Raw genomic sequence first — 15,656 nt, 5'->3', positions numbered from 1 at the left:
GTCAGGCGGGGACGGAGCTGGTCAGGCCGCCGTCGATGACGAACTCCTGGCCGGTGATGTACGCGGAACGGGGCGACAGCAGGAAGAGCACCGCCTCGGCGATGTCCTGCGGGGCGCCCAGCTTGCCGAGGGCGACCTGGCCGCGGAAGAACTCGCGGATCTGCTCGACCGGGGCGACGGCGTCGAACATCTCGGTGCGGATGTGGCCCGGGGTGACGGCGTTGACACGGATGCCGTGCTCGGCCAGGTCCGGGGCGAGGGTGCGCGGAAGGTTGAGGACGGCGGCCTTGCTCGCCGCGTAGACCGAGCCCGCGCCCATGCCGCGGTGCACGAGCCAGGAGGCGTTCAGCACGATCGAGGAGCCCTCCGCCAGCAGCGGCAGAGCCTTCTGGACGGTGAAGAACGAACCCTTGAAGTTGGTGCCGACCACCTGGTCGAAGTCGGCCTCCGTGACGTCCGCGGTACGGGAGTTGAGGCCGATCCCGGCGTTCGCGAAGACGCCGTCCAGGCTGCCGAAGCGCACGCGGACCTGCTCGATGACCGCGTCGAGGTCGGTGGGACGCGCCACGTCGGCGGTCACGGCCAGCACCCGGTCGCCGCCGTCCAGCTCCTTGGCCGCCGTCTCGAGGCGGTCGGCGCTGCGGCCGACGATCACGACGTTCGCGCCCTCGTCGAGCAGGCGGCGGGCGGTGGCGAAACCGATGCCGCTGCCGCCACCGGTGATGAGGTAGGTCTTGTTCTCGAAGTCAGTCATGCGGTCAGGGTCGTGGCTGCGCTCGGCCCGGCGCATCTCCCGGATTGCGAAGTGGTCCGCCCTTCCGGCGAGGGCGGCCCGTCAGCTCGTCCACCGGCGTCCACTTCCGAAGTGCAGCAATCTGGAAGATGCGGCTCCGGGTCCCCGCGAGGAAGAGTGGCCGGGTGGACTTCACGACGGCCATGACCCGGCCGGCCGTGGCAGTGCGCGGACGAAGCCTGACAGGACGATGGAAGGAGAGCCACCATGGCTCAGTACGCGGTATTCATTTACGAGGCTGAGATCCCCGGCGGCTGGGAGAACGCCCCCGCGGAGCTGCTCGCGGCCCACGAGGCCTTCCCGGGCAAGGTCGAGGAGCTCGGCGGCAAGATCCTCAACGGTCTCGCCCTCCAGCCGGCCGGTACGGCCAAGGCCCTGCGCGGCGGCGTCGTCACCGACGGCCCGTTCGGCGACAGCAAGGAGTCGCTCGGCGGCACCTTCGTCCTGGAGGCCAAGGACATCGACCACGCGCTGGAGATCGCCAAGGTCGTTCCGGTCAACGACGGTGGCGTCGAGGTCCGTCCGCTGTTCGAGATCCCCGAGGCCTGATCGGGCCCACAGCCTTACCGTCCCCGCGCCATGGGGGAACGCCGCCGCGTCAGGGACGCGCCGTTCGCCGGGGACCGTGCAGGGGGAAACGACGGGGGACCCGGGGCCACGGCCTGCCCGACGACGGACGCGTCGCGGGGCGGGGTGGGGCGGGCGCGTGCGGCGCCCGACGAGGGCAGCGGGTACGACGGGGAGCGGGACGGGCCTGGAAAGGTCCCGTCCCGCTCCCGTCGTATGTCCGGACGGGCGCGTCCGGCAACACCGCAATCCGAGAGATGCAGCCGCCGAGCGGCCACCACGAAGCTGATCACGTCTCTTCGCTGACAGGCCGGCACGTCCCGTTCGCGTCCCGCCCGGTTCGTGAGCCGGGCGGCACCCGGGAACGCCGCGGAGACCTCGCTTGCGGCCTCCGGGCAGCTCACGGGCGCCACGGAGCCGCACCGGCATCCGGTGCCCCTCCCTTCTGAAAGGACGCGCACATGACCCACCCGACGACTTCCCCGGCCGTCACCGACCTCCTGGACGTCTTCGTGAAGGCGCCGGCCGACCGGCTGGAGGCGGAATTCGTCCGCCTGGCCGCAGCGGTGTGGGGCGGGGACGGACCGGCGGACGCCGCGACGGACGCGCTGCCCGCCCTCCTGGCCCTGCTGGACTCGGTGGACGACCAGCGCAAGGGTTACATCGCCGTCCTGCTCGGCCTGCTCGCCGAGTCCGAGTACCCCGTCACGGACGGCCCGCTGCTCACCGGCGTCCGCGCGGGCCTGGACCGCTACCTGGAGCTCCTGGGCTCCAGCGGCCAGGACACGCCCCTGACCTTCGCGCTGATCTACCTCCTGTCGCACTTCCCGGACGACCGCGAGCGCGTCCTGGCCGCGGCCGCAGTCGAGGAACTGGCGCTGGGGGAGAACGACCTCACCCGCCTGGAGCGGACGCTGCGCCGCCTGGACCTGGACAACCCCGACCTCGGCCGGTGCTGGCCCTCCCCGGCCGCCTGGCAGCTCAACGAGGACGAGCGCGGCTTCGACGCCGAGTGGATCCGCGACCTCTCCGTCGAACAGGCCACCACCAACTGGGACAACGACACCCGCACGGTGCTCGCGTACTCCGGCATGAAGGCGTACTTCGCCGTGCGCAACGGCGAGGCGCTGGAGACGGCCTACCCGATGCCCTCGGCCGAGTCGCAGGCCGCGGAGGTTCCCGGCCTCGACGGCGCGGCCTTCGCCCGGCACGCCGACGCGCTGCGCTGCCCCTCCTGCGCCGGACGCCTCGGCTTCGACGGCGGCGTCCGCTGCACCGAATGCGCCACCGCCTTCCCGCTCTCCCAGGGCCTGCTCGACCTGTCCGGCGGAGCGACCGGCTCCCAGGCGACCGACGAGGACGACACCGCCGACCTGCTGCAGAAGCTCGCCGCCATGCCGAGCATGGGCGTCTACTACGAGTCCGTCCTGCGTCCGGCGTTCCTCCGCGTCGCCGGTGTGAACTGGGACGACGCCCTGACCCCGGCCGACGAGGACGCGTACCTGGCCTCCCGCACCAGCCCGGTCGACGGCCCGGTGCTCGACCTCTGCGCGGGGGCCGGCCGGTGGACGGCCGTCCTGGAGCGGACCGTCGGCACCGATCGGCTGATCGCCCAGGACCTGGGCCTGCCGATGCTCACCGCTCTGCGCCGCGCCCTGCCCGAGGTCCCCGGCGTCATAGCCAGCGCCCTCACCCTCCCCTTCGGCGACGCCACCCTCGGTGCGGTCAACTGCTGGAACGCCCTGCAGGCCTTCCCCGAGCAGGCGGACATCGCCATCGCCGAGATCGGCCGTGTCCTCAAGCCCGGCGGCACCTTCACCCTCATGACCTTCCGCTGGGCCGACGACCCGATCGACCGCCACTTCCAGGGCTCCCACTTCTTCCCGAGCCGGCCCGCGGGCATGCTCCTGTTCGAACTGGACGAGGTGAAGAAGTGGCTCGCCGACGCCGGTCTGACGGTGCGTGAGGAGTCCGGCAGCGGCTCCACCATCTTCATCACCGCCGAACGCGCCGCGTAACGGCCCGCCGGCGACAGGCCCGGACCCCGCCCGACGACCCGTCGGCGGCGTCCGGGCCCGCGCGTTTTCCGGACCCGCCCCGCGGTGCCGGTCCCGCACGCCAGGAGATGCCCGCGCGGACACCCCCGTACGACGCTGGTCGGACGCCCGGGCCTCCGTGAAGGGTCCGGACGCCCGGGCGCCCGCACCGATCAGCGCGTTGGAGGAACACCACCCATGACCACGGTCCACGAACGCCCCGCGGACACCGCACCGAACCAGGACGCGTCCTACGAGGCCGCCACCCAGGTGTTCAACCTGTTCGCGCCCGTGGCCCCCGCGGCCGCCGTGGTGGCGCGCTCCGTCGAGGACGTACGCGCCGCCATCGCCCGGGCCGCCGCACAGGGCCTGGGCGTACGGGTGCTCGCGACCGGGCACGCCGCCGCCACCGCCCGGCCCATGGACGACGCGCTCCTGATCCGTACGGAACTGGACGGGGGCGTCGAGATCGACGCGGAGCGCCGGGTGGCACGGGTGCCCGCCGGCACCCGGTGGGGCGCCGTCGTGGAGGCGGCCGCCCCCCACGGGCTCGCCGCCGCACACGGATCCTCGCCCACCGTGGGCGTCGTCGGCTATCTGCTCAACGGCGGCCTGAGCATGTACGCGCGGTACTCGGGCCTCTCGGCCAACACCCTGCGGGCCGTCGAACTGGTCACCGCCGACGGCGAGCTGCGGCGCGTGGACGCGGCCACGGACCCGGAGCTCTTCTGGGCGCTGCGCGGAGGAGGCGGCGGTCTCGGCGTCGTCACCGCCGTCGAGGTGGAGCTGTTCCCCGCCGCCGGTGTGGTCACCGGCGCCTCGTTCTGGTCCGCCGAGCACGCCGCCCGGCTGCTGCCGCTGTGGCGCCGGTGGGCCGCCGACGCGCCGCGGGAAGCCACGACGTCGATCCGCGTGATGAACCTGCCCCGGCTCCCGGAGATCCCGGCCGTCCTGACGGCCGGGCCCGTGCTCTGCCTCGACGGGGTGTTCCTGGCACCGCGGGAGGAGGACCTGGACGCCGCCCGGCGGCAGGCGGACGAACTTCTGGTTCAGCTGCGCGCGGCGGCCGAGCCGCTGATGGACACCTGGCAGGAGGCCGGGCCGACGGCAGTGCCGGAGACCCACATGGACCCGCCCGACCCGGTTCCCGTCCTCGGCGACCACATGCTCCTGGACGAACTGGGCGACGAGGGCATCGAGGCGTTCCTGCGGGTGACCGTCGACCGGCCCGGCTCGGCCCTGACCGTCGCCGAACTGCGCCAGCTGGGCGGCGCCCTGGGGGAGCAGAACCCGAACGCCGGCGCCCTCGGGCACCTGGACGCCCGCTACGCCTACTCCGGCGCGGGCGTGCCCGGCGGTGGCGCCACCGAGCAGGAGATCCTCGAACACTGCGCCCTGGTGCGCCGCACGCTCGGCCCCTGGGACACCGGCCGCACCGCGCCCACGTTCGTGGCGAGCCTGGAGCAGCCCCAGGGCCACCTCGACCCCGAGTCCGTCCGCTCCCTCGACCTGGTCCGCGCGCGCGTCGACCCGTCCGGACTGTTCCGCGGCGACATCGCCCCGGGCTGCTCCGCCGGGAAGCCGGCCTGACCCCTCGGCGGCGGTACGCGGCCGCGAGCGCGTCGGGACCTGCCGGCCGGTCGACCGTGAGCCAGGACGGCGCGTTCCCGACGAAGCGGTCCTCGGCCTCCTGGTACCTGGCCCGGTAGGCCTCCTCGCCCTCCTTCTCGATGAGCCGCTGCTCCTCGGAGGGGGTGAAGAAGATCCAGGGCTCGGGGTCGGTCAGCCCCGGGGGCGGCTCGATCTCGGCGCCGGGGTGGGTGTAGCCGACGAGGAGGGCGTCGTCGAGCACGGCACCGAAGCGGTCGTACACGGCCGACAGACGCTCGGCCTGGCCGGTGAAGTCGACGAGCACCACGGGTCCGTCGACCTCGGCGGTAGCCAGCTCGTCGTAGGTGATGACGGTGTCGTAGTGGCCGAGCCCGCGGACGAAGCCGAGATTGCGGGAGGCGGTCACGCCGAGGGTGGTGACGTCCTGCCGGGGGGCCAGCAGGGCGGCCAGGCCCAGTGCGGTCTTGCTGGAGGCGCTCGTGATCAGCACGGTGCGCGGGGTGGTCTCGCGGCCCAGGAACTCGGCGAGGTTGAACGAGGCCGGGTAGAGCGGGCGCAGGAGGAGGCGGTGGTCGTCCAGCTCGTCCTGCTCGTCCTGCTCGTCCGGCTCGCCGGCGAGGAGGTACTCGCGGTACCAGGGGTGCAGGTACTCCCGTTCGGGAGCGGTGTCCGCGAATCCCCGGACCGTCGGCTCCGCGGTGAGGGTGACGTGGGTGGAGAGCGGCAGGAAGCCGAAGTAGCGGGTGCCGACGGCGATGTCGGGCCGGCGCGACTCCTCCACCCGCGCGTAGCCCCAGGTCGGGACGCGGCCGTGGCCCTCCGGGCCGGCGAAGGCGTCGAAGAAGGGCAGCTCGGACTCGCCGAGGCGGGCATAGGTGGCGGTGATGGCGGTCAACGCGAACTTCTCGGCCGCCAGGCGCACCTCGCCCTCCCGCAACGGGACCTTCGGAGCATGCCGGATCCCGGTCGCCGTGAGGTCGTCCCGCCGGACCAGTAGATCCCAGCTGTCCAGATCAGGCACGTACGTCTCCCCTTCATCGTCCGGTGCGGCGGACCTGGTTCGGCTCGCCGCGGCCATGGTCATCGGGCGGCCGCGGGCCGCGCATCTCCCGGGTTGCGGTCGTGGGCGCGGGCGCGCCCGGGATCCGCCCGGTCAGAGCACCCGCACCTCGGGCACGTACACGATCCACTTGCCGCCGGCCTCGCGGAACCCCTGCTCCTTCGCCATGATCTCCTCGGCGTGGTTCCAGGCGAAGAGCAGTGCGTAGTCCGGGTAGGAGGCGCTGAAGGTCTCCGGAGGCGTGACCGGGATGTGCATCCCGGGGCTCAGCAGGTGCTGCTTGCCCGGCGTCGTGTCGCACACGTAGGGGACCAGCTCGGGTCCGATGCCGCAGAAGTTGGTGACGGTCGCGCTCTTGGCCGTCGCGCCGTAGCCGGCGACCGTCTTGCCGCTCTCCCGCAGGGACCTCAGCAGGCCGGTGAGGTCGTCGCGGATGCGGAGCACCGAGGACGCGAAGCCCTTCAGCACCTCGGACTCCGCCAGGCCCAGGGCGTTCTCCTCGGCCAGCAGCCGGGCCACCGAGGCGGACGGCGTCCGGGCACCGGCACGCGCGATCGTGTAGCGCAGGCCCCCGCCGTACGTGGGGAGGCGCTGGGCGTCCACCAGCTCGAACCCGAACCGCTCGGCCATCGCCCCCACGGAGCGGACGGAGAACAGGTAGAAGCGCTCGTTGCAGATCTGGTCGAAGGAGGTCTTCTCGATCATGTCCCGCAGGTACGGGTCGTCGAAGACGAAGACGCCGTCGGGCCCCAGGAGGGCGGCGACACCGCGCAGGAGCGAGCCCGTGTACGGGATCTGGCTGATGGTGTCCGACGAGTAGATGACGTCGGCCGGCCCTTCGGCCTCGCGCAGGGCGGCGGCGGTCGACTCCTCGAAGAAGTCGGTGCGCACGCGCGCGCCCTTCTCCCGGGCGACGTCCGCCACCCCTCCGGAGGGCTCGAACCCCAGGTGACGGACACCGGACTCGGCGATGGTCCGCAGCAGGGTCCCGTCGTTGCAGCCGATCTCGACGAAGAACGGGTCCGCGGCCCTGGCGAGCTCGGTCTCGACGAAGCCCAGCGCGGTGCGGGTGAAGTGCTCCCGCATCGCCGCCGACCCGGCCGAGCGGTAGGGGTAGTCGTGGTGGAACACCCGCTCGCGCGGTATTTCCCCGGTCAGCTGGACCACGGTGCAGCTCGTGCAGCGGCCGACGGCGAGCCGGTGGAAGAACTCCCCGTCGGTGTCACCGGGGCGCAAGAACGCGTCGGGCAGGGGCTGGGGTCCCAGGTCCAGGAACTCCTCGACCGCGCCCTCGCAGATCCGGCACGCGGTCACTGGTCGCTCAGCCCCTCCGCGCGGACCACGGAGATGGACGGCAGCGGGAAGACCAGCTCTCCGCCCTCCGCCAGGAACTCCTGCTCCCGCTCGACGAACCCGTTGCGGTGCGCCCACGGCAGGACCAGCAGCTGGTCGGGGCGCAGGGCCTTGGCGTCCTCCTCGGAGACGATGGGGATGCCGGTTCCGGGCGTGAAGTTGCCGTGCTTCTCCGGGCTGACCTCACCGATGAGCGTCAGGTCCTCTGCGGTGATCCCGCAGTACTGGAGGACCACGTTGCCCTTGGTCGAAGCCCCGTACCCCAGGATGCGCTTGCCGGACGCCTTCGACGCGGCGATGAACGCGCGCAGGTCGTCGCGGTGTCCGGCGACGCGGCGCGCGAACTCCTCGTACGTGGCCATGGAGTCCAGTTCGAGTTCGGCCTCGCGCCGGCGGACCGCCTCGATCGACGCGGTGTCCACCGTGTGGAGGGCCGGGTTCTTGACCAGGGTCACGCAGAGGCTGCCGCCGTTGACGTCGGTGATCTCGGCCGTCGTCAGGGTGAGGCCGACGCGCTCGGCCATCCACTCGATCTGGCGCAGCGAGTAGTACTCGAGGTGCTCCTGGCACACGGCGTCGTAGGCCAGCGCCTTGATCATGGAGGCCAGGTCGCTCATCTCGAGCATCCACACGCCGTCGTCCGTGAGGATGTCGCGCACGTCCGCCATGAAGCCCGTCGGGTCCGGCAGGTCGTAGAACATCGCGATCGAGGTGACGATCTTGGCCTTGCGGTCGCCGTACAGCTCGGTGAAGGCCGCCTTCGAGAAGAAGTCCGGGATCAGCGCGATGTGGTCGGGGTAGTACTCGCGCCACTTCTCGCCCGTGGGGTCGATGCCCACCAGGGTGGGACCGTCGGACGGGTACGCCTGCAGCAGGGTGGAGTCGTTGCTGCCGATGTCGAGCACCAGGTCGCCGGCGCCGAGGTCGACCATGCCCGTGAGCCGCGACACCTTGCCGGTCAGGTGGTTGATCATGAAGGGCCGGATGCCCGAGCGGTACCCGTAGTGGTTGCCGTACATGAGCGAGAGGTCGGCGGTGTGCCGGAGCTGCACCAGTCCGCAGCCGTCCGGGGAGCACTTGACGAGCTCCAGCGGAGCCGTCGGCACCGGCTCGTCACGGGCGGGGAAGATGCCGGTCAGCGCCTGGGTTCCCAGATCGAGCACGGGCAGCAGGGTGCGGTTGCCGCAGATCCGGCACTCGGTGCACTCGGTGATGTTCATGATGCCTTCCACTAAGTTTTCAGCGAGGACGCGACGTGCGGTATTCGGCGGTCAGGTTCTCCAGTCCCCGCACGACGTCGTTGGGGCTCGGCATTGCTCGCACTTCGGCACGCAGCTGGGCGGCGTTCGCGGCGTACGACGGGTCGTCCAGGACCAGCTTCAGGCTGTCGCGCAGCGCGTCGGCGGTGAAGGTGCTGGAGTTTCCGGCGTAGACACCGGCGCCGCGGCTCTCCAGCCCGGTCGCGATGGCGACCGGGGCCCACCACTTCTCGACCTTGAAGTCGTTGGGCACGATGACCTGCGGCACGCCGTTCTCGAGCGCGGTCGCGAAACTGCCGACGCCGCCTTCGTGGACGATGGCCGAGCAGGTGGGCAGCAGCGAGGTGAAGGGGACGAAATCGACCGTGCGGACGTTGTCCGGGATCGCCGACACCGATTCGAGCTGCCTGGCGTTGAGGGTCGCGATGACCTCGACGTCGAGGTCGGCCACCGCGTCGAGGAGATCGCGGGTGGAGGAGGACACGCCGTCGATGGTGGCGTCCCGGTGCGAGATCCCCTGCGTGATGCAGACCCGCCTGCGGTCGGGCTGCTCGTACACCCAGCGCGGCGTGGACGCGGGACCGTTGAACGGCACGGCGCGCATGGGGAGGTAGTGCACGCCTTCCGGCTGCCAGATCCACGAGGGCACCGGGGAGATGCTCCACTGCCCGAGCACCGACGACTCGTCGAACTCGCAGCCGTACCGGTTCAGGATGGGCTCGAGCCAGTCCCGCATCGGGTCGGTGCCCGCGTCGAGCCGGGGCCGGCAGGCGGCCCGCAGCTGACCCACCCGGTCCACGCTGAGCATCATCCGCGCGTGCGCGGCACCGACGGCCCGGGCCGCCACCGCACCGGGGAACGCGGTCGGGTCCGTGATCACCAGGTCGGGGCGCCACTGGCGGGCGAAGCCCACCAGGTCGTCGAAGGTGGAGTCCGGGAAGAACACCTCGCGCACGCCGGTGGTGAGGTCCTCCAGCTCGGTGTACGGGTCGCCCCAGCCGAAGTCGCTCTGCACCGACCGGCCCGTGCGCTGCCCCCGCGGGTCGCACAGTCCCTCCGGCTCGGCGATGGGCTGGGCCTGTGCCATCTTCTTCTCGAGTTCGAGCGGTTCACCGATCGCTATGCCGGGCAGTCCGGTGCTCGCGATGGCATCGGCCATGTCCGGCGGTCCGGCGATCACCACCTCGTGACCCGCCGTACGCAGCGCCCACGCCAGCGGCACCTGGACATACAGGTGCGCCCTGAACGGGTTGGTGACGAAGAGAACGCGCATGGGAAACCTTCCGCCTAAATGATGAGACCGCTGTGCCGCGTCAGGCGCCCCAGCGGCGGCGGCCGGCCTGAGGGTCCCTGCGCACACGCCCGGGAACGGGGCGGGGCCGCGGACGGTCGCCGCGTCGGCGCGATGCGGCCGACCGGAATTCGATGCCGTCGGGAGCCCGTTGTGAGCGGGCCGACGGTCGCCACCCAGTATGGCGTCAGGCTTTAGCCCCTGCGTCTTCTGGATTGCGTGCTTGGACGGCGCCGGCGCACGCGCGCGGAGCGGTCCCGTGCGCCGTCATCCCCGGGCGAGGATGTCGCGCAGAACGGTGATGACCTTGTCCTGGAGGTCTTCCGGAAGCGACGGGTACATCGGCAGCGAGAAGATCTCGTCGGCCGCGGACTCCGTGACCGGGAAGTCGCCGGTGGAGTAGCCCAGGTGCGCGAACCCGTTCATGGTGTGCACCGGCCACTGGTAGCTGACGTTGAATTCGAAGTCGAACTCCCTCAGCGCCTTCAGGATCTCGTCCCGGCGGGGGTGACGCACGACGTACACGTAGTAGACGTGGTCGTTGCCCGGTGCCACCTGCGGCAGGACCAGCTCGGTGTCCCCGAGCCCCTCGGCGTACCGCTGGGCGATCGCGCGGCGGGCCGCTATGTAGTCGTCCAGCCGGCGCAGCTTGCGGCGCAGGATCTCGGCGTGCACCGTGTCCAGCCGCGCGTTGTGGCCGGGCGTGCGCTCCACGTAGTAGCGGTCCTCCATGCCGTAGTAGCGCAGCCGGCGCAGGTCCTCGTCGGCCAGCGCGTCGGAGGTGATCACCGCACCGGCGTCGCCGTACGCCCCGAGCACCTTGGTCGGGTAGAAGGAGAAGGCGCCCGCGTCGCCGACCGTGCCGGCCATCCGGCCGTTCCGGCGCGCGCCGTGTGCCTGGGCGCAGTCCTCGAGGATCTTCAGGCCGTGGCGGTCGGCCAGTTCCTGGAGCGGGTCGAGGTCCACGCACTGGCCGTAGAGGTGCACCGGGACCAGGGCCTTCGTCCGCTCCGTGATGGCGGCGGCCACCTGGTCGGTGTCCATGAGGTAGGTGTCGGGACGCACGTCCACGAAGACGGGAGTGGCGCCCACGCCGTCGATGGCCAGCACGGTCGGCGCCGCCGTGTTGGACACGGTGACGACCTCGTCACCGGGGCGGACGCCCAGGGCCTGCAGGCCGAGCTTCACCGCGTTGGTGCCGTTGTCGACACCCACGCAGTGCGCCGCGCCGTGGTAGCCGGCGAACTCCTCCTCGAAGCGGTGCACGCTCTCGCCGAAGACGAGCTTGCCCGACCGGAACACGGTGTCGACGGCGTCGAGGATGTCCTCGCGCTCGGCCTCGTACTCCTTGAGGTAGTCCCATACGTGAATGGCCATCAGATCCCTCTCATCCGCTGCGTGATCAGCTGTTTCTCAAATGCTGCGTGTGGTGTCGCCGCCGCGGCGGCGTGCCCCGGGGGGCCTCGTTCCGGGCTACAGGCCGTTCAGGCAGAAGAGCAGGGTCCGGACCTCGATCGCGAGGTAGTGGCTGTGCCGCTGCAGTGCCAGGAGCTGGTCGACCGTGACCCATGCGAAGTCCTGCGGTACCTGGAGCGGGAAGTCCTCTCCGGCCTCCACCACGAGGTAGCGGGTCTCGGCGTGGTAGAAGCGCCCGCCCTCCTCGGACTGCACGACGTCGTAGAGGACGCCCTCGTCCGCCGACAGCACGTAGTCGAGGAATTCCGGGCGGCGGTCGGCCGGGGTGCCGGGGTACTGGTCCACGTCGAAGCGCACGGTGGGGCCGAGCTCCACGGTGTCGCGGTTGCCCGGCAGGACTTCGGCGCGCACCAGCGCGTGCAGCTTGCCGCCGATGCGCCGGACGACGAGCCCGGCCAGGCCGAGGCCGTGCGGCGCGAGCAGCGGCTGCTTCCAGCTGTGCACCTCACGGGTACGGGCGTGCGTGCGGACACCGACGATGCTGAAGGTCCCGGCGTCCTCCGGGAAGACGCTCTCGGCGTCCCGGCGCCACCCCTTCAGGGAGTTCAGCGGAACCAGCCGGGCGTCCAGCTCGTACGCGCACTTGCGGCCGGTGAGCCAGCTGCCGACCTCCGTCATCGTGTGCAGGCCCTCGGGGTCAGCACCGCTCGCGGGGTCGGGGACGGACAGACAGCCGAGGACCGTCCGGGCGTCCATGTTGATGACGCTGCGCCGCTGGAGCAGCTGGTGGATCTGCCCGAGGGTCAGCCAGCAGTAGTCCTCGTGCAGCGGCACCTCGTCGGTGACGTGCACGACGATGTTGCGGTTGCGCTTGAGGTGGAACCAGGCACCCTGCTCCGCCTGGAGGACGTCGACGAGGACCCGGCCGCGGCCCGCCTCGGTGAAGTACTCGACGTAGGGCGTGCGCTTCCCGCGGTGCACCCGGGTGTAGTTGCTGGAGGTCGCCTGAACGGTGGGCGACAGCTGCACCAGACCGGCGTTGCCGGGTTCCATCTTGGCCTGGAGCAGGAAGTGCAGGACGCCGTCGAACTCCTTGGCGATGATGCCGAGGATGGCGATGTCCCGCTGCACGAGGATGGGCTGCCACCACTCCCCGGTGTGCCCCTGGTTCGTCCGGACGTGCAGTCCTTCGACCGTGAAGAACCGGCCGCTGTGGTGTTCGAGGTTCCCGGTGTCGGGCGCGAAGTGCCATCCCCCCGCCTCGACCAGCTCGTCCAGCGCGATGACGGCGTTCTCGAAGGGCTGCCTTCTCTTGCCCTCGAGCCAGGTTTCGATGTCCGGGCTCACGCGTGACGTGGTCGTCCGCGCCGACGCGGCGAGGCTCGTGGCGAGGCCGGCGGGCGTACTCACGTCGAGCTGATGGAGAAGGGCAGGCACCGGAGACGCTCCTGGGGTCGCATGTCTGCGCCCATCGTCCTGCGGACCCCGGACACGCCGCATCCTCTGGATTGCGGTGTGCGCCGGGGCGGTGGAGGGGGCCGCGGCGGTGAAAGGAGTACGGCGCCGAAAGGGGCCACAGCATCACAGGAGATGCGTCGCCCGCGCGCCGGTTGGCACGCTGGATCCGGAATGGTTCGTGCGGGATCGACCGCAGTGGCGGTCCTCGCTGGTACACGGAGGTAGCGGTCATGGCACGGGTAGTGGTCACCGGGGGATGCGGGTTCCTGGGCAGTCATCTCGTCGACGAGCTGGTCCGGCAGGGCAATGAGGTCACCGTGTTCGACGGCGGCACGCCGCCTCCCGGCCAGACGCCGCATCCGTCGGTCCGTTACGTGACCGGTGACATCCGGGACGCGAAGCAGCTGGCCGAAGTGGTGACGGACGGTGTGGACACCGTCTACCACATGGCGGCCGTGGTCGGAGTCGACCGCTATCTCGACCGTCCTCTCGACGTCATCGACATCAACCTGATCGGCACCCGCAACGTGCTGGACCTCGCCTCCCGGGCGGGCGCGAAGGTCGTCGTCGCGAGCACCAGCGAGGTCTACGGGAAGAACCCCGCCGTCCCGTGGCGGGAGGACGACGACCGGGTGGTCGGCAGCACCTCCGTGGACCGGTGGTGCTACTCCTCCAGCAAGGCGCTGGGCGAGCACCTCGCCTTCGCGTTCGCCCGCGAGCGCGGCCTCAAGACGGCCATCGTGCGCTACTTCAACGTGTACGGCCCGCGGCAGCGGCCCGCGTTCGTCGTCAGCCGGAGCATCCACCGCGCCCTGAACGGCGAGCCGCTCGTGGTGTACGACGGAGGTGGCCAGACGCGCTGCTTCACCTACATCGAGGACGCGGTCAGCGCGACGATCACCGTCGGCACGAACGAGGCCGCGGTCGGCGAGTGCTTCAACGTCGGCAGTTCGGTCGAGACCACGGTGGCCGAGCTGAGCGACCTGGTGGCGGAGCTGACCGGGGGCGGGGCCATCGTGCCGGTCGAAACGCGGGACCGGCTCGGCGACCGGTACCAGGACCTGCGCCGGCGGGTGCCGGAAACGAGCAAGATCAAAAGAGTGCTCGGATGGCAGACCTCGACGGACCTGCGCGAGGGGCTGTCCAGGACGATCGAGTGGGCGCGGCGCAACCCGTCGTGGCTCGCCCTGCCCGACAGCGGTGTGGCCCCCTTCGGGGACCCGGCCGAGCGGCTCCAGCCGGCCGCCGCGCGCTGATCCCGCGGGCGGTGCGGGCAGGGCGCCCGCGCCGCCCGGAACGCCGCCACCGCCTCACCCCCGAGCTCCGGGGTGGGCGGTGGCGGCGTTCTCGCGAGCGGCCCGTTCAGCTGGCCTCCAGGTAGCGCGTGCTCTCGGACCCGACGGGGGCGAGCTGCCGGGGCGTCCGCGCGGCCACCGGAGTGTCGCCGCGGCCGATGCCGCGGTAGGCGTAACCAGCCGCGCGCAGCTCGGCGATCTTCTCCTTCGGGTAATAGGCGCGGCCGTCGAACAGCAGGCAGGACTCGGCGACCGGGAGGGCGGCGAAGTCGATGTCGAGGAAGTCGCCGTGCAGGGCGAGCACCGCGACGCAGTCGGCACCGCGCACCGTGTCGTCGAGGGAGGTCTCCAGTTCCGTGCCGAACAGCGCGGCCGCGGCCTCCTGGTCGACCAGCGGGTCGTAGAGGCGCACGCGGGCGCCGCGGGCGGCCAGGTTCTCGACCACGCCCTGGGTCGGCGTGGCCCGCAGGTCACCGGTGTTGTTCTTGAACGCCAGGCCCAGCACGGCCACCGTGGACGTCGCCGGGTCCTTGCCGAGTCCGGCCAGCTCCTCGAAGATCAGCTCCGCGGCGTACTCCGGCATCCCGGCGTTGACCTGCCGGCCGGCCGCGGCGGTCTGGACGCGCACCCCGTGTTCGTCGGCGGTACGCCACACCATCCACGGGTCCTTCGTCAGGCACGATCCCCCGACGCCGACGCTGGGCAGCAGGATGTTGACGTTGCCGGTGCCCTTGGGGATGGTGTTCGCCGCCGAGATCACGTCGAGCACGTCCGCGCCGTACAGCGCGCACAGCTTGGCCAGCTCGTTGGCCATCGCGATGTTGAGGTCGATCCACCAGTTGTCGGCCAGCTTGACGATCTCGGCGGCCTCCAGGGTGTCCATCGGAAGGATGTCCACCCCCAGGGTGCGGCGCCACAGCTCGCCGACCGACGCCGCGCAGTCGGGCGTCAGACCACTGGTCACGATCGGGAAGGTGCGCAGCTCCGCGAGCGCGGTGCCCTCCGCGAGCCGCTCGGGGGTGAAGGCGAGGCCGAAGTCCTCGCCCGCCACCAGCCCGTGCGTCTCCAGCAGGGGACCGAGCACGTTGCGCGTGGTGCCGGGCGGCACGGTGGACTTCAGGACGACCAACTGGCCGGGACGCAGGTGCTTGCTCAACTCCAGTGCGGCTGCGCGCAGGTGCTCGTCGGCCAGCGAGCCGTCGTCGCGCACCGGCGTGCCGACGGTGATCAGCACGACGTCGGCATCGGCGACCGCCGCCGTGTCGGTGGTCACCCGCAGACGCCCGGAGTCCAGGCCGGAGAAGAGCATCCCGGCCAGGCCGCGCTCGTTGAACCGGCACTCCCGCCTGCTCAGCTCCTCGACCAGCCGGGGGTCGGTGTCCACTCCGATGACGTCGAATCCGCGCTCGGCGAGGGTCGCCGCGATGCAGGAACCCACGTACCCGAAACCGATGACGGCCACCGTGGGGGCCTCGTGGTCGGCGAGAAAGCGCATCTTGCGTCTCCATTCGAAGAGA

At 71.5% G+C, this 15,656-nt stretch carries 11 protein-coding genes and 1 pseudogene; 4 read left to right on the top strand and 8 right to left on the bottom strand.

Annotated features, from left to right (window positions below):
* Window position 1: 1 nt before the first annotated feature.
* Window positions 2-754: an SDR family NAD(P)-dependent oxidoreductase gene (locus AC061S_RS12285; protein ID WP_478685934.1), complete on the bottom strand. Its 753-nt coding sequence runs from the start codon at window positions 752-754 to the stop codon at window positions 2-4.
* Between the two features lie 246 nt (window positions 755-1,000).
* On the opposite strand from AC061S_RS12285, the gene AC061S_RS12280 reads away from it, so the two are divergent.
* The 3 genes from AC061S_RS12280 to AC061S_RS12270 all read left to right on the top strand — a co-directional run bounded on the left by AC061S_RS12280 (window position 1,001) and on the right by AC061S_RS12270 (window position 4,986).
* Complete coding sequence (locus AC061S_RS12280; RefSeq protein WP_478685933.1) at window positions 1,001-1,342, top strand: YciI family protein; 342 nt, start codon at window positions 1,001-1,003, stop codon at window positions 1,340-1,342.
* 479 nt (window positions 1,343-1,821) lie between these two features.
* Window positions 1,822-3,378, top strand: coding sequence for a methyltransferase domain-containing protein (locus AC061S_RS12275; protein ID WP_478685932.1), 1,557 nt, complete (start codon window positions 1,822-1,824; stop codon window positions 3,376-3,378).
* A 216-nt stretch (window positions 3,379-3,594) separates the two neighbouring features.
* A complete protein-coding gene (locus tag AC061S_RS12270) occupies window positions 3,595-4,986 on the top strand; it encodes an FAD-binding oxidoreductase (protein WP_478685931.1) in 1,392 nt (463 codons plus the stop codon).
* 67 nt (window positions 4,987-5,053) lie between these two features.
* Here AC061S_RS12270 and AC061S_RS12265 read toward each other — a convergent pair.
* The 6 genes and pseudogenes from AC061S_RS12265 to AC061S_RS12240 form a co-directional block, all read right to left on the bottom strand.
* Window positions 5,054-6,085 (bottom strand): annotated as a pseudogene (locus tag AC061S_RS12265) (DUF2855 family protein); the annotation flags it as partial.
* Between the two features lie 75 nt (window positions 6,086-6,160).
* Window positions 6,161-7,381: a methyltransferase domain-containing protein gene (locus AC061S_RS12260; RefSeq protein ID WP_478685930.1), complete on the bottom strand. Its 1,221-nt coding sequence runs from the start codon at window positions 7,379-7,381 to the stop codon at window positions 6,161-6,163.
* Entirely contained in the window at window positions 7,378-8,640 is a 1,263-nt protein-coding gene (locus AC061S_RS12255; RefSeq protein WP_478685929.1) for a class I SAM-dependent methyltransferase, read from the bottom strand. Before AC061S_RS12255 ends, AC061S_RS12260 begins: the two co-directional genes overlap by 4 nt.
* Window positions 8,641-8,659: 19 nt before the next feature.
* A complete protein-coding gene (locus tag AC061S_RS12250; RefSeq protein WP_478685928.1) occupies window positions 8,660-9,952 on the bottom strand; it encodes an activator-dependent family glycosyltransferase in 1,293 nt (430 codons plus the stop codon).
* Between the two features lie 285 nt (window positions 9,953-10,237).
* On the bottom strand, window positions 10,238-11,347 hold the full coding sequence (locus AC061S_RS12245; protein WP_478685927.1) for a DegT/DnrJ/EryC1/StrS family aminotransferase: 1,110 nt from the start codon (window positions 11,345-11,347) through the stop codon (window positions 10,238-10,240).
* Window positions 11,348-11,443: 96 nt separating this feature from the next.
* Window positions 11,444-12,796, bottom strand: coding sequence for an NDP-hexose 2,3-dehydratase family protein (locus tag AC061S_RS12240; protein WP_478685926.1), 1,353 nt, complete (start codon window positions 12,794-12,796; stop codon window positions 11,444-11,446).
* A 278-nt stretch (window positions 12,797-13,074) separates the two neighbouring features.
* On the opposite strand from AC061S_RS12240, the gene AC061S_RS12235 reads away from it, so the two are divergent.
* Window positions 13,075-14,100 carry an NAD-dependent epimerase/dehydratase family protein gene (locus AC061S_RS12235; protein ID WP_478685925.1) on the top strand — a complete coding sequence of 342 codons (1,026 nt, stop codon included), beginning with the start codon at window positions 13,075-13,077 and terminating at the stop codon, window positions 14,098-14,100.
* Window positions 14,101-14,206: 106 nt separating this feature from the next.
* On the opposite strand, the gene AC061S_RS12230 is transcribed toward AC061S_RS12235, so the two are convergent.
* Complete coding sequence (locus tag AC061S_RS12230; RefSeq protein WP_478685924.1) at window positions 14,207-15,634, bottom strand: nucleotide sugar dehydrogenase; 1,428 nt, start codon at window positions 15,632-15,634, stop codon at window positions 14,207-14,209.
* Between the last annotated feature and the right edge of the window lie 22 nt (window positions 15,635-15,656).

The sequence above is a fragment of the Streptomyces sp. CA189 genome, assembly GCF_056428985.1.
Note: the sequence above shows the minus strand (reverse complement) of the source record. Positions and strands in the feature narration are given on the sequence as shown.

Excerpts from the sequence above, each read along its gene's own strand:
- AC061S_RS12285 (WP_478685934.1), bottom strand. The coding sequence starts at position 754 with ATGACTGACTTCGAGAACAAGACCTACCTCATCACCGGTGGCGGCAGC.
- AC061S_RS12280 (WP_478685933.1), top strand. The coding sequence starts at position 1,001 with ATGGCTCAGTACGCGGTATTCATTTACGAGGCTGAGATCCCCGGCGGC.
- AC061S_RS12275 (WP_478685932.1), top strand. The coding sequence starts at position 1,822 with ATGACCCACCCGACGACTTCCCCGGCCGTCACCGACCTCCTGGACGTC.
- AC061S_RS12270 (WP_478685931.1), top strand. The coding sequence starts at position 3,595 with ATGACCACGGTCCACGAACGCCCCGCGGACACCGCACCGAACCAGGAC.
- AC061S_RS12255 (WP_478685929.1), bottom strand. The coding sequence starts at position 8,640 with ATGAACATCACCGAGTGCACCGAGTGCCGGATCTGCGGCAACCGCACC.
- AC061S_RS12250 (WP_478685928.1), bottom strand. The coding sequence starts at position 9,952 with ATGCGCGTTCTCTTCGTCACCAACCCGTTCAGGGCGCACCTGTATGTC.
- AC061S_RS12245 (WP_478685927.1), bottom strand. The coding sequence starts at position 11,347 with ATGGCCATTCACGTATGGGACTACCTCAAGGAGTACGAGGCCGAGCGC.
- AC061S_RS12235 (WP_478685925.1), top strand. The coding sequence starts at position 13,075 with ATGGCACGGGTAGTGGTCACCGGGGGATGCGGGTTCCTGGGCAGTCAT.
- AC061S_RS12230 (WP_478685924.1), bottom strand. The coding sequence starts at position 15,634 with ATGCGCTTTCTCGCCGACCACGAGGCCCCCACGGTGGCCGTCATCGGT.